The 17203-nt window shown below is 71.4% G+C and carries 15 protein-coding genes and 1 tRNA gene; 11 read left to right on the top strand and 5 right to left on the bottom strand.

Annotation, left to right across the window (positions count from 1 at the left end; all coding sequences use genetic code 11):
- Nucleotides 1-80 precede the first annotated feature (80 nt).
- Genes paaA through ACGF15_RS13520 form a run of 5 tightly spaced genes read left to right on the top strand, consistent with a single transcriptional unit; the run spans nucleotide 81 to nucleotide 3626 of the window.
- The gene (gene paaA, locus ACGF15_RS13540; RefSeq protein WP_345612111.1) at nucleotides 81-1049 is read left to right on the top strand and encodes a 1,2-phenylacetyl-CoA epoxidase subunit PaaA; all 969 of its coding nucleotides are present in this window, start codon (nucleotides 81-83) and stop codon (nucleotides 1047-1049) included.
- A complete protein-coding gene (gene paaB, locus ACGF15_RS13535; protein WP_256522331.1) occupies nucleotides 1046-1336 on the top strand; it encodes a 1,2-phenylacetyl-CoA epoxidase subunit PaaB in 291 nt (96 codons plus the stop codon). Before paaA ends, paaB begins: the two co-directional genes overlap by 4 nt.
- Entirely contained in the window at nucleotides 1333-2064 is a 732-nt protein-coding gene (paaC, locus tag ACGF15_RS13530; protein WP_345612115.1) for a 1,2-phenylacetyl-CoA epoxidase subunit PaaC, read from the top strand. The genes paaB and paaC overlap by 4 nt, the downstream gene beginning before the upstream one ends.
- Entirely contained in the window at nucleotides 2058-2567 is a 510-nt protein-coding gene (gene paaD, locus ACGF15_RS13525; RefSeq protein ID WP_345612117.1) for a 1,2-phenylacetyl-CoA epoxidase subunit PaaD, read from the top strand. Before paaC ends, paaD begins: the two co-directional genes overlap by 7 nt.
- Complete coding sequence (locus tag ACGF15_RS13520; protein ID WP_345612119.1) at nucleotides 2568-3626, top strand: 2Fe-2S iron-sulfur cluster-binding protein; 1059 nt, start codon at nucleotides 2568-2570, stop codon at nucleotides 3624-3626.
- A 297-nt stretch (nucleotides 3627-3923) separates the two neighbouring features.
- Here ACGF15_RS13520 and ACGF15_RS13515 read toward each other — a convergent pair whose 3' ends face one another.
- From ACGF15_RS13515 to ACGF15_RS13500, 4 genes are all read right to left on the bottom strand, one after another.
- Nucleotides 3924-4268 carry a rhodanese-like domain-containing protein gene (locus ACGF15_RS13515; RefSeq protein WP_256522327.1) on the bottom strand — a complete coding sequence of 115 codons (345 nt, stop codon included), beginning with the start codon at nucleotides 4266-4268 and terminating at the stop codon, nucleotides 3924-3926.
- A gap of 124 nt (nucleotides 4269-4392) precedes the next feature.
- The gene (locus ACGF15_RS13510) at nucleotides 4393-5184 is read right to left on the bottom strand and encodes a hypothetical protein (RefSeq protein WP_392798844.1); all 792 of its coding nucleotides are present in this window, start codon (nucleotides 5182-5184) and stop codon (nucleotides 4393-4395) included.
- Nucleotides 5185-5271: 87 nt separating this feature from the next.
- Nucleotides 5272-6741 carry a DUF2252 domain-containing protein gene (locus ACGF15_RS13505; RefSeq protein ID WP_392798653.1) on the bottom strand — a complete coding sequence of 490 codons (1470 nt, stop codon included), beginning with the start codon at nucleotides 6739-6741 and terminating at the stop codon, nucleotides 5272-5274.
- 967 nt (nucleotides 6742-7708) lie between these two features.
- Nucleotides 7709-7792: transfer RNA gene (locus tag ACGF15_RS13500), tRNA-Leu, on the bottom strand.
- 349 nt (nucleotides 7793-8141) lie between these two features.
- On the opposite strand from ACGF15_RS13500, the gene ACGF15_RS13495 reads away from it, so the two are divergent.
- The 6 genes from ACGF15_RS13495 (at nucleotide 8142) to pknB (ending at nucleotide 16176) form a co-directional block, all read left to right on the top strand.
- Nucleotides 8142-8963 carry a DUF3662 and FHA domain-containing protein gene (locus tag ACGF15_RS13495; RefSeq protein ID WP_345612124.1) on the top strand — a complete coding sequence of 274 codons (822 nt, stop codon included), beginning with the start codon at nucleotides 8142-8144 and terminating at the stop codon, nucleotides 8961-8963.
- A gap of 10 nt (nucleotides 8964-8973) precedes the next feature.
- Nucleotides 8974-9489, top strand: coding sequence for an FHA domain-containing protein (locus tag ACGF15_RS13490; RefSeq protein ID WP_392798650.1), 516 nt, complete (start codon nucleotides 8974-8976; stop codon nucleotides 9487-9489).
- A gap of 129 nt (nucleotides 9490-9618) precedes the next feature.
- On the top strand, nucleotides 9619-11100 hold the full coding sequence (locus ACGF15_RS13485) for a Stp1/IreP family PP2C-type Ser/Thr phosphatase (protein ID WP_345612126.1): 1482 nt from the start codon (nucleotides 9619-9621) through the stop codon (nucleotides 11098-11100).
- Between the two features lie 25 nt (nucleotides 11101-11125).
- Nucleotides 11126-12559 (top strand): FtsW/RodA/SpoVE family cell cycle protein, encoded by a 1434-nt coding sequence (locus tag ACGF15_RS13480; protein ID WP_345612128.1) that lies wholly within the window; start codon nucleotides 11126-11128, stop codon nucleotides 12557-12559.
- On the top strand, nucleotides 12556-14013 hold the full coding sequence (locus ACGF15_RS13475) for a penicillin-binding transpeptidase domain-containing protein (protein WP_345612130.1): 1458 nt from the start codon (nucleotides 12556-12558) through the stop codon (nucleotides 14011-14013). The genes ACGF15_RS13480 and ACGF15_RS13475 overlap by 4 nt, the downstream gene beginning before the upstream one ends.
- Nucleotides 14014-14181: 168 nt before the next feature.
- Nucleotides 14182-16176 carry a Stk1 family PASTA domain-containing Ser/Thr kinase gene (pknB, locus tag ACGF15_RS13470; RefSeq protein ID WP_362607908.1) on the top strand — a complete coding sequence of 665 codons (1995 nt, stop codon included), beginning with the start codon at nucleotides 14182-14184 and terminating at the stop codon, nucleotides 16174-16176.
- A gap of 321 nt (nucleotides 16177-16497) precedes the next feature.
- On the opposite strand, the gene ACGF15_RS13465 is transcribed toward pknB, so the two are convergent.
- On the bottom strand, nucleotides 16498-17193 hold the full coding sequence (locus tag ACGF15_RS13465) for a class E sortase (protein ID WP_345612134.1): 696 nt from the start codon (nucleotides 17191-17193) through the stop codon (nucleotides 16498-16500).
- Between the last annotated feature and the right edge of the window lie 10 nt (nucleotides 17194-17203).

Below are 17203 nucleotides of genomic sequence, written 5' to 3'. Positions count from 1 at the left end.
TCCACAGGGTTGACACCCTAAGGGCCCTCGACCGACCATTGAAGCCAGTGAACCGAACGATCGGTCGGTAGGGAGTCCGGATGACGTCAGTGACCACGGAGGCGTACGAGGCGGCTTTCGACGCCGCCGTGGCCGCCGACGAGCGCATCGAGCCGCGTGACTGGATGCCGGAGGCCTACCGGGCGACGCTCATCCGCCAGATGGCCCAGCACGCCCACTCGGAGATCATCGGCATGCAGCCGGAGGCCAACTGGATCACCCGGGCGCCCTCCCTGCGCCGCAAGGCGATCCTCATGGCCAAGGTCCAGGACGAGGCGGGCCACGGCCTCTACCTCTACAGCGCCGCGGAGACCCTGGGCGTGAGCCGGGACGAACTGCTGGACAAGCTTCACACCGGCCGCCAGAAGTACTCGTCGATCTTCAACTACCCGACGCTCACCTGGGCGGACGTCGGCGCGATCGGCTGGCTGGTCGACGGGGCGGCCATCACCAACCAGGTACCGCTCTGCCGCTGCTCGTACGGGCCCTACGCCCGCGCGATGGTCCGGGTGTGCAAGGAGGAGTCCTTCCACCAGCGCCAGGGGTACGAGCTGCTCCTCGCGCTCTCGAAGGGGACGCCCGCACAGCACGCCATGGCACAGGACGCGGTGGACCGCTGGTGGTGGCCGTCGCTGATGATGTTCGGCCCCCCGGACGACGCCTCGGCCCACTCCGCGCAGTCCATGGCCTGGAAGATCAAGCGCCATTCCAACGACGAACTGCGCCAGCGCTTCGTGGACATCTGCGTCCCCCAGGCAGAGAGCCTCGGCCTCTCGCTCCCCGACCCCGACCTCCGATGGAACGAGGAGCGCGGCCACCACGACTTCGGCACCATCGACTGGAGCGAGCTGACCGAGGTCATCAAGGGCAACGGCCCCTGCAACGAACAGCGCCTCGGCCAGCGCCGTCGCGCGCACGAGGAGGGCGCCTGGGTCCGCGAGGCGGCCGCCGCCCACGCCGCCAAGCGGCGCACCGCACAGCACACCGAGCCCCGGGAGGCGACGGCATGAGCAGCTCGACCGAATGGCCGCTGTGGGAGGTCTTCGTGCGCTCGCGCAGGGGCCTGTCCCACACCCACGCGGGCAGCCTGCACGCACCGGACGCCGAGATGGCCCTCAGGAACGCCAGGGACCTCTACACCCGACGCAGCGAGGGAGTCTCCCTCTGGGTGGTCCCCTCCGGCGCGATCACCGCCTCGTCCCCGGACGAGAAGGACCCCTTCTTCGAGCCCTCGGCCGACAAGCCCTACCGGCACCCCACCTTCTACGAGATCCCGGAAGGGGTGAAGCACCTGTGACGGCGACGCACGTGGACACGGCGGCGGCGCTCGCCCTCGGCGACGACGCCCTGGTGCTCTCCCACCGGCTGGGCGAGTGGGCGGGGCACGCACCCGTGCTGGAGGAGGAGGTCGCCCTCGCCAACATCGCGCTCGACCTCCTCGGCCAGGCCCGGGTGCTGCTCTCCCTGGTGGGCGACGAGGACGAGCTGGCCTACCTGCGCGAGGAACGCGCCTTCCGCAACCTCCAGCTGGTCGAGCAGCCCGGCGGCGACTTCGCCCACACCATCGCCCGCCAGCTCTACTTCTCCGGCTACCAGTACCTGCTGTACGAGCGCCTCGCCGCCGACGGCGGACCTCTCTCCGGGCTGGCGGCCAAGGCCGTCAAGGAGGTCGCCTACCACCGCGACCACGCCGAGCAGTGGACCACCCGCCTGGGGGACGGCACGCAGGAGAGCCACCGGAGGATGCAGCGGGCCTGCGACGCACTGTGGCGGTACACCGGCGAGATGTTCCGCCCGGTCGACGGCCTGGGCCTCGACGCGGAGGACTGGGTGCTGCTGGACGCCGCCTGGACGGCGCGCATCACGGAGGTCCTCACCGGTGCGACCCTCACCGTGCCCGAGGGTCCGCGTGCGGACGCCTGGTCGGCCGGCGGCGGCCGGGAGGGCCTGCACACCGAGCCCTTCGGGCGGATGCTCGCCGAGATGCAGCACCTCCACCGCAGCCACCCGGGGGCGTCATGGTGAGCGGTGCGCAGGCGGCCGACACCCGGCTGGAAGCGGAGCTCCGCCGCCTCGCGGGCTCCGTGCCCGACCCTGAGCTGCCGGTGCTCACGCTGGAGGACCTGGGCGTGGTCCGCGCGGTACACGTCCGCGGCGCCGACCGGGTCGAGGTGGAACTCACCCCGACGTACACGGGCTGCCCCGCGATCGAGGCCATGTCGGCGGACATCGAGCGGGTGCTCCACGAGCACGGGGTGGCCGAGGTCTCGGTGGTCACCGTGCTCGCCCCCGCGTGGTCGACGGACGACATCACGGCCGAGGGCCGCCGCAAGCTCACCGAGTTCGGCATCGCCCCACCGCGCCCCCACGCGGCGGACGGCCCGGTCTCCCTGACACTCTCCGTCCGCTGCCCGCACTGCGGCTCCACCGAGACGGAGCTGCTGAGCCGGTTCTCGTCGACGGCCTGCAAGGCCCTGCGCCGCTGTGTCTCCTGCCGTGAACCCTTCGACCACTTCAAGGAGCTGTAGATGTTCCATCCGCTCCGGGTCGGCGCCGTCGATCAGCTCACCGACGACTCCGTGGCGGTCACCTTCGAGGTGCCGCCCGAGCTGCACGACACCTTCCGCCATGTGCCCGGCCAGCATCTGGCACTGCGCCGCATCATGGACGGCGTGGAGGTCCGGCGTACGTACTCGATCTGCGCGCCCGCCGTCCCGGAGGGCACCGCCCCCGTCCTGCGGGTGGGGATCCGGCTCGTCGACGGCGGAGCCTTCTCCACGTACGCGCTCAAGGAACTCACGCCGGGCGAGCTGGTCGAGGCCATGCCCCCGATGGGACGCTTCCTGCTGCCGCCCCGGCCGGGGTACTTCGCGGCCGTGGTCGGGGGCAGCGGCATCACTCCGGTCCTGTCCATGGCCGCGACCCTCCTCGCCGCCGAGCCGGCGGCCCGGTTCTGCCTGGTCCGCAGCGACCGCACGGCCGCCTCGACGATGTTCCTGGACGAGGTGGCCGACCTCAAGGACCGCTATCCGGACCGGTTCCAGCTGGTCACGGTGCTCTCCCGGGAGGAGCAGCAGGCGGGGCTGCCGTCGGGGCGGCTCGACGAGGAGCGGCTGACGGAGCTGCTGCCCGCGCTGCTGCCCGTCGGAGCGGTGGACGGCTGGTACCTGTGCGGGCCCTTCGGGCTGGTGCAGGCGGCCGAACGCGCGCTGCGGGGGCTCGATGTGGAGCGGGGCCGCATCCACCAGGAGATCTTCCACGTCGACGACGGTTCGGCTCCCGTCTCCGGGGCACGGGCGGCCGCGCCCGCGCACGCCTCGCTGACCGCGACGCTCGACGGCCGGTCGGGTACCTGGCCCGTCCAGGAGGGGGAGTCGCTCCTGGAAACGGTGCTGCGCAGCCGTGCGGACGCGCCGTACGCCTGCAAGGGGGGCGTGTGCGGCACCTGCCGGGCGTTCCTGGTCTCCGGCGAGGTGCGGATGGACCGCAACTTCGCCCTGGAGCCGGAGGAGACCGAAGCCGGCTATGTGCTGGCGTGCCAGTCGCATCCGGCCACCGGCACGGTGGAGCTGGATTTCGACCGGTGACGTCGGCCCGGGCGGTCCCCGACCGGCTCCGCCCGGCATCCCCGGCCCTGCGGGGGCCGCCCCCATCCCCGTACCGGAGGGGCGGGCGGACCGGCTCGGGCCTGCGGGCGGGCCGCGCGGTGCCGACCGCGACCGGCTCCGTGGGCGCGCTCCCGCGTGCCGGGGCACGGGCTCCCGGGCCGGGAGCCGGGCCTACAGCCCCGGCCGGTGCGGTCTCGGCACTCCCGCCCGCCGGGATCGGCCGACGGGCGGCGGGCGGTCGGCTCGGTGAGTACGCCGGTCGTACGGCGAGCGCCCTCAGAGGACGTGGGCCGGGACTCCGCTCTCGGTGACCATGGGCCGCCCCGCGCCCTCCCAGGCCAGCATCCCGCCGTCCACGTTCACCGCGTCCAGCCCCTGCTGGACCAGGTACTGCGTGACCTGGGCGGACCGGCCGCCCACGCGGCACATCACAAAGGCACGACGGCCGTCGGCCAATGCCTCGGTGACCTGGCCGAAGCGTGCCACGAAGTCGCTCATCGGCACATGCAGCGCGCCCTCGACGTGCCCGGCCGCCCATTCGTCGGCCTCCCTGACGTCCAGGACCAGGCCGTCGGCCGGTACCGCAGCGGCTTCCACGCTGGGCAGCGGGGCGAAGTTCATGGGGCGATGCCTTCTCTCGTACGGGAACGTCGTGGGACGGGCGCGGCTCAGTCCCACCGGTGGGACTGAGCCCTGAGCCCTGAGCCCTGAGCCCTGAGCCCTGAGCCCTGAGCCCTGAGAAAAACTACTCCACCAGGCCGGCGAGTTCCCGTTCCCGATCGGCAACCTTGGCCAGCAACTGCTCGGCGATCTCGTCGAGCAGCGCATCGGGATCGTCGGGCGCCATCGTGAGCATCGCGCCGATGGCGCTCTCCTCCAGTTCCCGTGCCACCGCAGTGAGCAGTTCCTTCCGCTGCGACAGCCACTCCAGCCGGGCGTAGAGCTCCTCGCTCTCACTCAGGCGCGTCTCGGGCGATGCCGGGCCCGCCTCCCACTCCTCGGCCAGCCGCTTCAGCAACTCCTCGTCGCCGAGCGCGTAGGCTGCGTTCACCCGCGTGATGAACGCGTCGCGGCGCTTCCGCTCGCTCTCGTCCTGCGCCAGGTCCGGGTGGGCCTTGCGTGCCAGCTCGCGGTAGAGCCGACGTGCCTCCTCGCTCGGACGCACCCGCCGGGGAGCGCTGACAGGCCGGTCCGTGAGCATGGCCGCGGCCTCGGGGGAGAGACCGTCCCCGTCCATCCAGTTGTGGAAGAGCTCGTCGACCCCGGGCATGGGCTGCACCAGCGCGCGTGCCTCGCGCGCCCTGCGCAGGTCCTCGGCATCGCCGCTGCGGGCGGCCCGCGCCTCGGCGATCCGGGCGTCGAGTTCGTCCAGCCTGGCGTACATCGGCCCGAGCTTCTGGTGGTGGAGGCGCGAGAAGTTCTCTACCTCCACCCGGAAGGTCTCCACGGCGATCTCGAACTCGATCAGCGCCTGCTCGGCCACGCGCACGGCGTGCGCGAGCCTGTCCTCGGGCCGCTCCTGCGCATCGGGGGGCACCGCATGGTCCTCGTCGTTCCGGGTGGCCTGTCCCCCGGTGGCTTCCTCGCTCACCCGTCCAGACTACGGGCGTGGCCGGCCACCGGGTCACACACCCAGCTCAGCGGCTATCCGGCCGTTCTTGACGGCCGTCAGGAGGTCCGCGTGATCGGCCTCCGTCCGGTCCGCGTAGGTCACGGCGAAGGAGGCCACCGCCTCCTCGAACTCGTCGCTCTTCCCGCAGTACCCGGCGACCAGACGGGGATCGGCGCTGTGGGCGTGCGCCCGGGCGAGCAGGGCACCGGTCATCCTCCCGTAGTCGTCGACCTGGTCCGGCGCGAGCGCGGCGGGATCGACGCTGCCCTTGCGGTTCCGGAACTGCCGGACCTGGAAGGGCCGCCCGTGCACCGTGGTCCATCCGAGCAGGATGTCGCTCACGACCTGCATCCGCTTCTGCCCCTGGACGACCCTCCGCCCCTCGTGGGCGACGTGCCGCACGGCGAAGCCCGCGGCCCGCAGATGGGGTTCCAGCACCGAGGGCCGCGCCTCCTTCACCTGCAGGACCAGCGGATCGCCCCGGTGGTCGAGCAGCAGGACCACATAGGAGCGCGTGCCGACGCTTCCGGTGCCGACGACGCGGAAGGCCACGTCCTGGATCGCGTACCGGGCCAGCAGCGGGAGGCGGTCCTCGGAGACGGTGGCGAGATAGGGGCCGAGCGATGCGGCGACGGCGGCCGCCTCCTCGTCCGGCACCCGGCGCAGCACGGGCGGTGCGTCGACGAAGCGGCGCACGCTCCGTCCCTCGGCGTCGTGGACGCTCTCGGTGGATTTGGCGGCGAAACGCGCGCTGGTGTTGTTCCGTGCCTTCGCCGACACCCGCTCCAGGGTGCCGAGGAGGTCCCGGGAGTCGGTGTGGGAGACGAGTTCCTCGTCGGCGATCGCGTTCCAGGCGTCCAGCACCGGGAGCTTGGCCAGCAGGCGCATGGTGCGGCGGTAGGCGCCGACGGCGTCGAGCGCGGCCGCCCGGCAGACGTCCTCGTCCGCGCCGGCAACGCGGCCCGCGAGGACCAGCGACGCGGCAAGACGCTTGACGTCCCACTCCCAGGGGCCGACGACGGTCTCGTCGAAGTCGTTCAGATCGATCACGAGGCTTCCCCGGGCGTCCCCGTAGAGACCGAAGTTGCCCGCGTGCGCATCGCCGCAGAGCTGGGCCTCGACACCTGTGACGGGCGTCCCCACGAGATCGTGCGCCATCAGCCCGGCGGATCCGCGGAGGAAGGCGAAGGGCGAGGCGGCCATCCGGCCGACGCGGATCGGGGTCAGCTCGGGAACCCGGCCTCGGCCGGACTCCTCCACCGCCCGGACGGCGTCCGGGCGGTCCTCGGTGAGCACGAGCGAGTCATGGTCCGCACGGGGCACTCTGGCCCGCAGCTCCTTGCCCAGCGCCTTGGGCGAGAGCCCCTCCGCCTCGGGCCCGGCCGCGCGGGTGACGAACCCGGGGACCACCGGGATGCGCACCCGCCCCTCGCCCCCGGACTCCGGACGCTGCCCCGGTACCCACACCTCGGCCTCGCTCATGCCGCTGCCTCCCCCGTGCGCGAACGCCGTCCGCCGTCCGCCGTCGTTCCGACCGATGAATGCCCCGACCGTACAGTCGCGCGGCACGGGCCGTCTCCCCCTGTGGAAACCGCCCTGTGGAAAACCCCGGAGACCTCTCCCACCTGCGCCCGGACCAGGTCCCGCCGTCCCGGGGCCCACCGCGGCGGCCGGTCCCGGCGACCGCGGCGGGCAGCACCGCGCTGCGCACCTCCCGAGGGCCACGGGCGGCACCGTGCGCACCCGGGCTGCTCACGGCCCCGGGGCCGAACGGTGACCCGGAGCCGAACGGTGACCCGGGCGGCCGCCCCGCGGCACCCCTCGGCCCGTCCCCGGCAGGGACACCGGCGAAAGGGAGCGCGTCGGCGCCCTGCCAGGAGCTGCCCTGCCGCCGGCCGAGGCGTACCGCACCCCACGGCCCGGGCCGGGCCCCGGGCGGCCCCCGTGGCGCGCTCCCCGCCACCGGTGCCGCGCGGACGGCTCCCTCGCCGGGGCCCGCGCACGGGCCCAGAGCGGTCGGCGGACAACCGGACCACGGGTCCACCCGGGGTGGCCGGAACCTGTGCCCGCCCGTGGGGGAGAGGAGCATCCGAAGGGAGGAGGGAGTGTCCCGGGGGCGCTGCGGAACGGCACGGCACCGCCCGGCCTTCATGCGTATCGAGCCTGCGTACCGGGCCGGGGCCGGTGGCACGGGTGGAGGGCCGCGGGGCAGGAGGGGCACCTGCGGCGCCGTTTCGAAGGTCCTGCGGCCGTCGTACGAGACCGGGCGTCGCCACCGGCGGCGATCCCCGGAGCACCTCCCCCGGAGGACCCCACGGGGCACCGGTCCCGGACACTGCGTGCGCCCGCCCGCCCCCTGGGCCGCGACCACGCCCGTGCGCGAGACGGCCCGTACACGAGAAACGGGCCCCCACCGGGACTTTCGTCCGGTGGAGACCCGTCTCCTCTGTGCGCGAGGGGGGAGTTGAACCCCCACGCCCTTGCGGGCACTGGAACCTGAATCCAGCGCGTCTGCCTATTCCGCCACCCGCGCATTGGGTGCTTTCGTTCGGCTGCCTCACCTGCTGTGGTGCTGCCCCCTGGCGACATGCAGAAGATTAGCACGCTGCCCGGGGTGGGTTCACATCCGTTTGTTTCGGAGGCCCGCGGAGCGAACAGGAAGGTGAAGAGCCAGGGCGCACGCGGGCACGGAACGGAGACGGTCTCCCCCCACTCCTCCTGTATGCCTCCCGGGTGCGGGACACTGTCCGAAGGCCCCCTCTACGATCCGTGTGAGAGGTGACACTCATCAACGGGGCAGCCAAGGGGAACCAGCCGTTTTCCCCGCGCGTGGATACGATCAGTAAGCAGTACCAGGGCGACAACGACGGAGGAGGTGCCCCATGGGAGTCCTGAAGCGTTTCGAGCAGCGTCTCGAAGGCCTGGTCAACGGCACCTTCGCCAAGGTGTTCAAGTCCGAGGTCCAGCCTGTCGAGATCGCCGGCGCCCTCCAGCGCGAGTGCGACAACAACGCGACGATCTGGAACCGCGACCGCACCGTCGTCCCGAACGACTTCATCGTGGAGCTGAGCGCCCCCGACTTCGAGCGGCTGAGCCCGTACTCGGGGCAGCTCGGCGACGAGCTCTCCGGCCTGGTGCGCGACTACGCCAAGCAGCAGCGCTACACCTTCATGGGGCCGATCAAGGTCCACCTGGAGAAGGCGGACGACCTCGACACCGGCCTCTACCGCGTGCGCAGCCGCACCCTGGCGTCCAGCACCTCCCAGACGCCCGGGTCCCAGGCGGGTCCCCAGGGGGGCGGATACGGCTACCCCCCGGTGGGCGCCCCGCCGATGCCCGCCGCCCCGCCGCCGGGAGGCTCCCGTCCCGGGCCCGCGGCGGGCGGCCAGCGCCCGCAGGGCCCCGGCGCCCCGCAGGGTGCCCATGTACGACGCTGGATCGAGATCAACGGCACACGCCATCAGATCTCCCGCCCGACGCTGGTGCTCGGACGCAGCACCGACGCCGATGTGCGGATCGACGACCCCGGCGTCTCCCGCCGGCACTGTGAGATCCGGACCGGAACGCCCTCGACGATCCAGGATCTCGGGTCTACCAACGGCATCGTGGTAGACGGGCAGCACACCACCCGCGCTACGCTCCGCGACGGCTCGCGGATCGTCGTGGGCAGCACCACCATCGTTTACCGGCAAGCCGAAGGGTGAAGCGGGGGCAATGTCAGAGCTGACCCTGACGGTCATGCGGCTAGGTTTCCTGGCCGTCCTGTGGCTGTTCGTGATCGTGGCCGTGCAGGTCATCCGCAGTGACCTGTTCGGCACGCGCGTGACACAGCGCGGCTCGCGCCGCGGCGCGGAACCCCGCCCGCAGCAGCGCCAGGCCGCGGCACCGCCGCAGCAGCGGCAGCAGCAGAGCGGCGGCGGCCGCCAGCGCCGGGGGGCGCCGACGAAGCTGGTCGTCTCGGAGGGGACGCTCTCGGGCACCACGGTCGCGCTCCAGGGCCAGACGATCACGCTCGGGCGGGCGCACGACTCCACCATCGTCCTGGACGACGACTACGCCTCCAGCAGGCATGCCAGGATCTACCCCGACCGGGACGGCCAGTGGATCGTGGAGGATCTCGGGTCCACCAACGGCACCTATCTCGACCGGACCCGCCTCACCACCCCGACACCGATTCCGCTGGGCGCGCCGATCCGTATCGGCAAGACCGTCATCGAGCTGCGGAAGTAGTACGACAATGAGCGAGCGGAGCGAGCGAGCCGCAGCGGTCGCCGGCGGCGACCGGCACCGGCTCCCGACCGGAGGGTGGGCAGTGTGGCTCGAGACCGGCTGTACCCCGAGCCGACGGGCGAGGTGCGCATGAGTCTGTCTCTGCGTTTCGCCGCCGGGTCGCACAAGGGCATGATCCGCGAGGGCAACGAGGACTCCGGTTACGCCGGCCCCCGACTGCTCGCGATCGCCGACGGCATGGGCGGCCAGGCGGCGGGGGAGGTGGCCTCCTCGGAGGTCATCTCGACCCTGGTGACGCTCGACGACGACGTGCCGGGCTCCGACATCCTCACCTCGCTCGGCACGGCCGTGCAGCGCGCCAACGAGCAGCTGCGGATGATGGTCGAGGAGGACCCGCAGCTGGAGGGCATGGGCACCACGCTCACCGCCCTGCTGTGGACCGGCCAGCGCCTCGGCCTGGTGCACGTGGGCGACTCCCGCGCGTACCTGCTGCGCGACGGCGTGCTGACGCAGATCACCCAGGACCACACCTGGGTGCAGCGCCTCGTCGACGAGGGGCGCATCACCGAGGAGGAGGCCACCACCCACCCGCAGCGCTCCCTGCTGATGCGCGCCCTGGGCAGTGGCGACCACGTGGAGCCGGACCTGTCGATCAGGGAGGTCCGGGCCGGTGACCGCTACCTCATCTGCTCCGACGGCCTGTCCGGCGTGGTGTCCCACCAGACGATGGAGGAGACGCTCGCCAGCTACCAGGGCCCGCAGGAGACCGTGCAGGACCTGATCCAGCTCGCGCTGCGCGGCGGCGGGCCCGACAACATCACCGTGATCGTGGCCGATGTGCTCGACACGGACTCGGGCGACACCCTGGCCGGCCACCTCAGCGACTCGCCCGTGGTCGTCGGCGCCGTCGCGGAGAACCAGCACCAGCTCAACGACGGCGGTGCGATGCAGACGCCCGCGGGCCGGGCCTCGGGCCTGGGCCGCTCCTCCTCCGGCGGCGGCTTCGGCCCGCCGGGGTCCGGGGCCGGGTACGGCGGTATGCCGCCCGAGGGCTCCTTCGACTCGTACACCGACGAGGACTTCACCAAGAAGCGCGCCGGGCGGAAGTGGCTGAAGCGCTCCTTCTTCCTGGTGCTCGCCCTCGCGGTGGTCGGCGGCAGCGCCTACGGCGGCTACCGCTGGACGCAGACCCAGTACTACGTGGGGTCCAACGAGGAGCACATCGCCCTCTACCGCGGCATCAGCCAGGACCTCGCCTGGGTCTCGCTCTCGGAGGTGGAGAAGGACCACCCCGAGATCGAACTCAAGTACCTACCGCCCTACCAGCGCAAGCAGGTCGAGGCGACGATCACCGAGGACAGCCTCGGCAAGGCCCGCGCCAAGATCCAGGAGCTCTCCCGGCAGGCGTCCGCCTGCAAGAAGGAGGAGCAGCGCCGCGAGGCGGCCGACAGTGCGAGTCCACCGCCGCCCGCCGAGAGCGAGGCGGAGGAATCCGCCGGGACTCCCGCGACCCAGGGCGAACAGACCAAGCCGAACGCAGCCTCTCCCTCTCCGGGTCCCACCCTCTCGGAGGAGGAGCAGAAGCTGGCCTCGAACTGCGGCAAGCAGTAGCGGGCCGTAGGGGGCCTTCTCCACCATGAGCGTTGTCACCAACACGACCACGATCGGCGCGATCGACGCGCCGAGCCGGCGGAACACCGAGCTGATGCTGCTCGCCTTCGCCGTCGCGATCCCGGTCTTCGCGTACATCAACGTGGGCCTCGCCCTCGACGGCGAGCTGCCCGCGGGCGTCATCGGCTACGGGCTGGGTCTCGGCCTGCTCGCCGGTGTGGCCCACATCGTGGTGCGCAGATTCGCCAAGTACGCCGACCCGCTGCTGCTGCCGCTGGCCACCCTGCTGAACGGCCTCGGCCTGGTGCTGATCTGGCGCCTCGACCAGTCCCCGCGGCTGATGGCCCGGCCCGACTTCAGCGCCCAGGCCACCAACCAGCTGATGTACTCGGCGCTCGGCATCGCGCTCTTCGTGGGCGTGCTGCTGGTCCTCAAGGACCACCGGGTGCTCCAGCGCTTCACCTACATCTCGATGGCCGTCGCGATCGTGCTCCTGCTGCTGCCGCTGGTGCCCGGTCTGGGCGCCGACGTCTTCGGCGCGAAGATCTGGATCCGGGTCGGGGGCTTCTCCATCCAGCCCGGCGAGTTCGCCAAGATCGTGATCGCGGTGTTCTTCTCCGGCTACCTGATGGTGAAGCGGGACGCGCTGGCCCTGGCCAGCCGCCGCTTCATGGGGCTCTACCTGCCGCGCGGCCGCGACCTCGGCCCGATCCTCACCATCTGGGCGATGAGCCTGCTGATCCTCGTCTTCGAGAACGACCTCGGCACCTCGCTGCTGTTCTTCGGCATGTTCGTGATCATGCTGTACGTGGCGACCGAGCGGACCAGCTGGATCGTCATCGGCCTGCTGATGTCCGCGGGCGGCGCCGTGGTGGTCGCCTCCTTCGCCAGCCATGTGCAGTCCCGTGTGGCGGCCTGGCTGGACCCCTTCGGCTGCCGCGAGTCGGCCGCCGCGGCCGGCAACGGCAACATGCTGAACGCCTGCGACCAGATGACCCAGGTCCTGATGTCCTTCGGCGCGGGCGGCACCATCGGCACCGGACTCGGCCAGGGCAACTCGGACCTCATCGGCTTCGCCACCAACTCGGACTTCATCTTCAGCACCGTCGGCGAGGAGCTCGGACTGGCCGGTGTGATGGCCTTCCTGCTGCTCTACGGGCTGATCATCGAGCGCGGTGTGCGCACCGCACTGGCCGCCCGCGACCCCTTCGGCAAGCTGTTCGCGATCGGCCTGTCCGGCGCCTTCGCGCTCCAGGTCTTCGTCGTGGCCGGCGGCGTGATGGGCCTCATCCCGCTGACCGGTATGACGATGCCCTTCCTCGCGGCCGGTGGCTCGTCCGTCATCGCCAACTGGGCACTGATCGGCATCCTGATCCGCATCAGCGACACCGCGCGCCGTCCGGCACCCGCGCCCGCCCCGTCCCCTGACGCCGAGATGACCCAGGTGGTCCGACCGTGAACAAGCCCCTGCGCCGAATCGCGATCTTCTGCGGACTGCTGGTCCTCGCCCTCATGATCCGCGACAACTGGCTCCAGTACGTCCGCGCCGACGAGCTCAACACGCACAAGCTCAACAAGCGCGTCGAGATCGAGCGCTACGCCCACGCCCGCGGCAACATCGTCGTCGAGGGCAAGGCGATCACCGGCTCGGAGGAGACGGACGACACCTACTACAAGTTCAAGCGGACCTACACCGACGGCCCGATGTGGGCACCGGTGACGGGCTACGCCTCCCAGGTCTTCGGCGCCAACCAGATCGAGAAGCTCGAGGACGGCATCCTCAGCGGCAACTCGGACCAGCTCTTCTTCGACCGCACCATGGCCATGTTCACGGGCGACGAGAAGAAGGGCGGCAACGTCGTCACCACCCTCAACGCCAAGGCCCAGGAGGCCGCGTTCAAGGGGCTCGGCGACAAGAAGGGCGCCGTGGCGGCGATCGACCCCAAGACGGGCAAGATCCTCGCGCTGGCGTCCACGCCCTCCTACGACCCGGCCTCGTTCGCGGGACGCCTCAAGGACGACGAGAAGGCCTGGGTCTCGCTGACCGAGGACGAGGACAAGCCCATGCTCAACCGGGCGCTGCGCGAGACCTACCCGCCCGGTTCCACCTTCAAGGTCGTCACGGCGGCCGCGGCCCTGGAGAACGGGAAGGTGGACGACATCGACGCGGCCACCGACACGCCCGAGCCGTACATCCTCCCCGGCACCCGCACCCCCATGGTCAACCACGCCCAGGGCTGCGAGAACGCGAGCCTCAACCGGGCGATGGAGGTCTCCTGCAACTCCGTCTTCGCCAAGCTCGGCGACGACGTGAGCCGGGACAAGATGGTCGAGACGGCGGAGAAGTTCGGCTTCAACAACCCCGAGATCGACACCCCCGTCCGTGCCGCCGCCTCCGTCTACGACAAGGAGATGAGCCGGGACGGCAACGCACAGTCCGCGATCGGGCAGTTCAACACCGCCGCGACCCCGCTGCAGATGGCCATGGTCACCGCCGCCATCGCCAACGACGGCAAGCTGATGAAGCCGTACATGATCGACAAGCTGGAGTCCCCCGACCTGGAGGTCGTCCAGCAGAACGAGCCGGAGGAGATGAGCCGGCCGGTCTCGGCGGAGAACGCCCAGCTGCTCCAGCAGATGATGGAGAACGTCGTCGAGCGCGGCACCGGCGGCAACGCGGCGATCCCCGGTGTGAAGGTCGGCGGCAAGACGGGCACGGCCCAGCACGGCGAGAACAACAGCAAGAACCCCTACGCCTGGTTCATCTCCTACGCCAAGGACGCGAACGGCTCGCCGGTCGCCGTCGCCGTCGTGGTGGAGGACAGCGACGCCAGCCGCGACGACATCTCCGGCGGCGGCCTCGCCGCACCCATCGCGAAGGCCGTGATGAAGGCAGTGCTCGACGACAAGTGACGAGGATCACTTCCGGCCCGGATACCTGCATGTTGCGATACCGGTCGGATATCAGCTGACGGTCCCGGGCGGATCACGCGGTGGCAGCCCGGTAGCGTATGCGCGAACAGCACACCGGCATTACCACACACAGGTGCGGTCGGGACTGACGGAGAGGGCTGGAAGGTTATGGAAGAGCCGCGTCGCCTCGGCGGCCGGTACGAACTGGGCTCGGTGCTCGGCCGCGGCGGAATGGCCGAGGTCTACCTCGCCCACGACACCCGGCTCGGCCGCACCGTCGCCGTGAAGACGCTCCGGGCCGACCTCGCCCGCGACCCGTCCTTCCAGGCCCGGTTCCGCCGGGAGGCCCAGTCCGCCGCCTCACTCAACCACCCGGCGATCGTCGCCGTCTACGACACCGGCGAGGACTACGTCGACGGGGTCTCCATCCCCTACATCGTGATGGAGTACGTCGACGGCTCCACCCTGCGCGAGCTGCTGCACTCCGGCCGGAAACTGCTGCCCGAGCGCACCCTGGAGATGACGATCGGCATCCTCCAGGCCCTGGAGTACTCCCACCGCAACGGCATCGTCCACCGGGACATCAAGCCGGCCAACGTGATGCTGACGCGCACCGGCCAGGTCAAGGTCATGGACTTCGGTATCGCCCGCGCCATGGGCGACGCCGGTATGACCATGACGCAGACCGCCGCCGTGATCGGCACCGCCCAGTACCTCTCCCCCGAGCAGGCCAAGGGCGAGCAGGTCGACGCCCGATCCGACCTGTACTCGACGGGCTGCCTGCTCTACGAGCTCCTCACCGTCCGGCCGCCCTTCGTCGGGGACTCCCCGGTGGCCGTGGCCTACCAGCACGTCCGCGAGGAGCCGCAGCCGCCCAGCTCCTTCGACCCCGAGATCACGCCCGAGATGGACGCGATCGTGCTGAAGGCCCTGGTCAAGGACCCCGACTACCGCTACCAGTCCGCCGACGAGATGCGCGCCGACATCGAGGCGTGCCTCGACGGGCAGCCCGTCGCGGCGACGGCGGCCATGGGTTCGGGGGGGTACGGCTATCCGCCCGAGGACCAGCCGACGACCGCGCTGCGCCAGGCCGAACCGGCAGGGCAGACCGCGATGCTCCCGCCGGTCAACCCGGACGACGGGGGCTACGGCGGTTACGACGACCGGCCCGACCGGCGCCGCCAGAAGAAGTCCAGCACCTCGACGGTGCTGCTCGTGGTGGCGGGCGTCCTGGTGCTGATCGGCGCCATCCTCATCGGCAAAGCGGTCTTCGGTGCGGAGAACAGCGGCCAGATCAGCGTGCCGCAGCTGGTGGGCAAGACCCTGGAGGAGGCCCAGCAGTCGGCCGAGAACGCCAAGTTCACCCTCGCCCAGTCCGGCACCGAGCGCTGCGACCAGCCCAAGGGCAGCATCTGCAGCCAGACCCCGACCCCTCCGGCCAAGATCGACGAAGGCGAGACCGTGTCGGTGGTCGTCTCCGAGGGCGCGCCGAAGGTCAAGGTGCCGGACGTGGTCGACCGCGACCGCGACCGGGCGACCGAGATCCTGGAGAAGGAGAAGTTCCAGGTCGAGGTGGACGAGGTGGAGTCCTCGGACGCCGAGCCCGGAACCGTCCTGAGCCAGGACCCGGAGGCCGGCCAGGAGGCGGAGACCGGCGCGACCGTCACCCTCACGATCGCCAAGCAGGCCAAGCAGGATCTGCCGAACGTCGTCTCCAAGCCCTTCGACGCCGCCAAGGCGCAGCTGGAGATCCTGGAGTTCGAGGTGGTCAGGGTCGACATCGACTCGGACCAGCCGCAGGACACCGTGGTCGCCCAGGACCCGCAGCCCGGCAAGGTCAGCAAGGGCAGCAGGGTGACCCTCCAGGTCTCCAAGGGCCCGCAGCAGACGCAGTCGCCGGTCCCCTTCGAGATCCTGGGCAAGCGGCTCGGCCAGGCGAAGCAGATCCTGGCGCAGGCGGGCTTCGCCAACGTCTCGGTGGCGCCGGGCAACCCGACGGAGGACAACGCCATCGTCCGCAGCTCCAACCCGTCTCCCGGCACACCGGTGGACCCGGCCACCACCCCCGTCGTGCTGGAGACCTTCGGCGGCAACGACGGCGGAAACGGCGGCAACGGGGGGAACGGCGGAGGCTTCATCGGAGGCCTCGGCGGAGACGACTGACCCTGCCCGCGACATGACGCGGGAAGGCCCCGGCACCTCCTGGACCACTCCTCTCGGGTCCACGGTGCCGGGGCCTTCCCGCGTTCCCGGTGGCCGCCTCCGGTGCGGAGCGTCCGGTCGGGGACAGGCCCCCCGAGTGGGGAGCCCCCGGAGCCCGAGGCCCGCCCCGTGGCCCGCGGCGACCGTCGCGCGCACGCGCCGCGCTGCCGCAGCCGATCGACTGCTCTCCCGTACGAGGGGGACCCTCCGCCGTACGGGCGCAGCCACCGGAGGCCGTGTGCCCCGCGCTCGGGCGGACGGGACCCCGGCCGGGGCGCGCTCCTAGGAGGCGAGTTCCGCGGGCGGTGTGCGCTCGGCGTCCACCTTCTGGGTGCGTACCAGCTCGCCCCACACGATGTAGCGGTAGTCCGAGGTGAAGACCGGCGTGCAGGTGGTGAGGGTGATGTACCGGCCGGGTCTGGACCGGCCCGACTCCTCCGGCACCGGCTGGAGCACGTCCACGTTGTACTTCGAGGTCTTCGGCAGGGTCTCGTAGACCTTGTACACGTACCAGGTGTCCTTGGTCTCGAAGACGATCGGGTCGCCGTCCGCCAGCTTGTGGATGTTGTGGAACTTGGCACCGTGGCCGTCCCGGTGCGCGGCCAGGGTGAAGTTCCCCTGCTCGTCCCACGGCAGCGCGGAGGCGATCGGCTCGGTGTAGTAGCCGGCGACCCCGCCGTTCAGGGACGCGGGGTCGGTGCCCTTCGTGACGAGGACCTCGCCGTCGCCCATGGCCGGAACGTGGAGGAAGCCGATGCCGTCCCCGGAGTCGAAGGCGCGCGGTCCTGCGGCGGGGGTGTCGCCCGCCGCCCATCCTTCGCGCATCCGCTCACCCTGCTGCCGGGCCTCGCGGTCGGCGAGGACATTGGTCCACCACAGCGAGTAGACGACGAAGAGCCCCAGCACGAGACCCGTCGTGATCAGCAGTTCCCCGAGGACGCCGATGGCACCGGCGATCCGGCCTCGCGCACGTGTCACTGCACCGTTC

The organism is Streptomyces sp. NPDC048001, assembly GCF_043203115.1.
Lineage (GTDB): Bacteria > Actinomycetota > Actinomycetes > Streptomycetales > Streptomycetaceae > Streptomyces > Streptomyces sanyensis.
The sequence above is the reverse complement of the archived record's forward strand: the minus strand, read 5'-3'. Positions and strand labels throughout refer to the sequence as shown.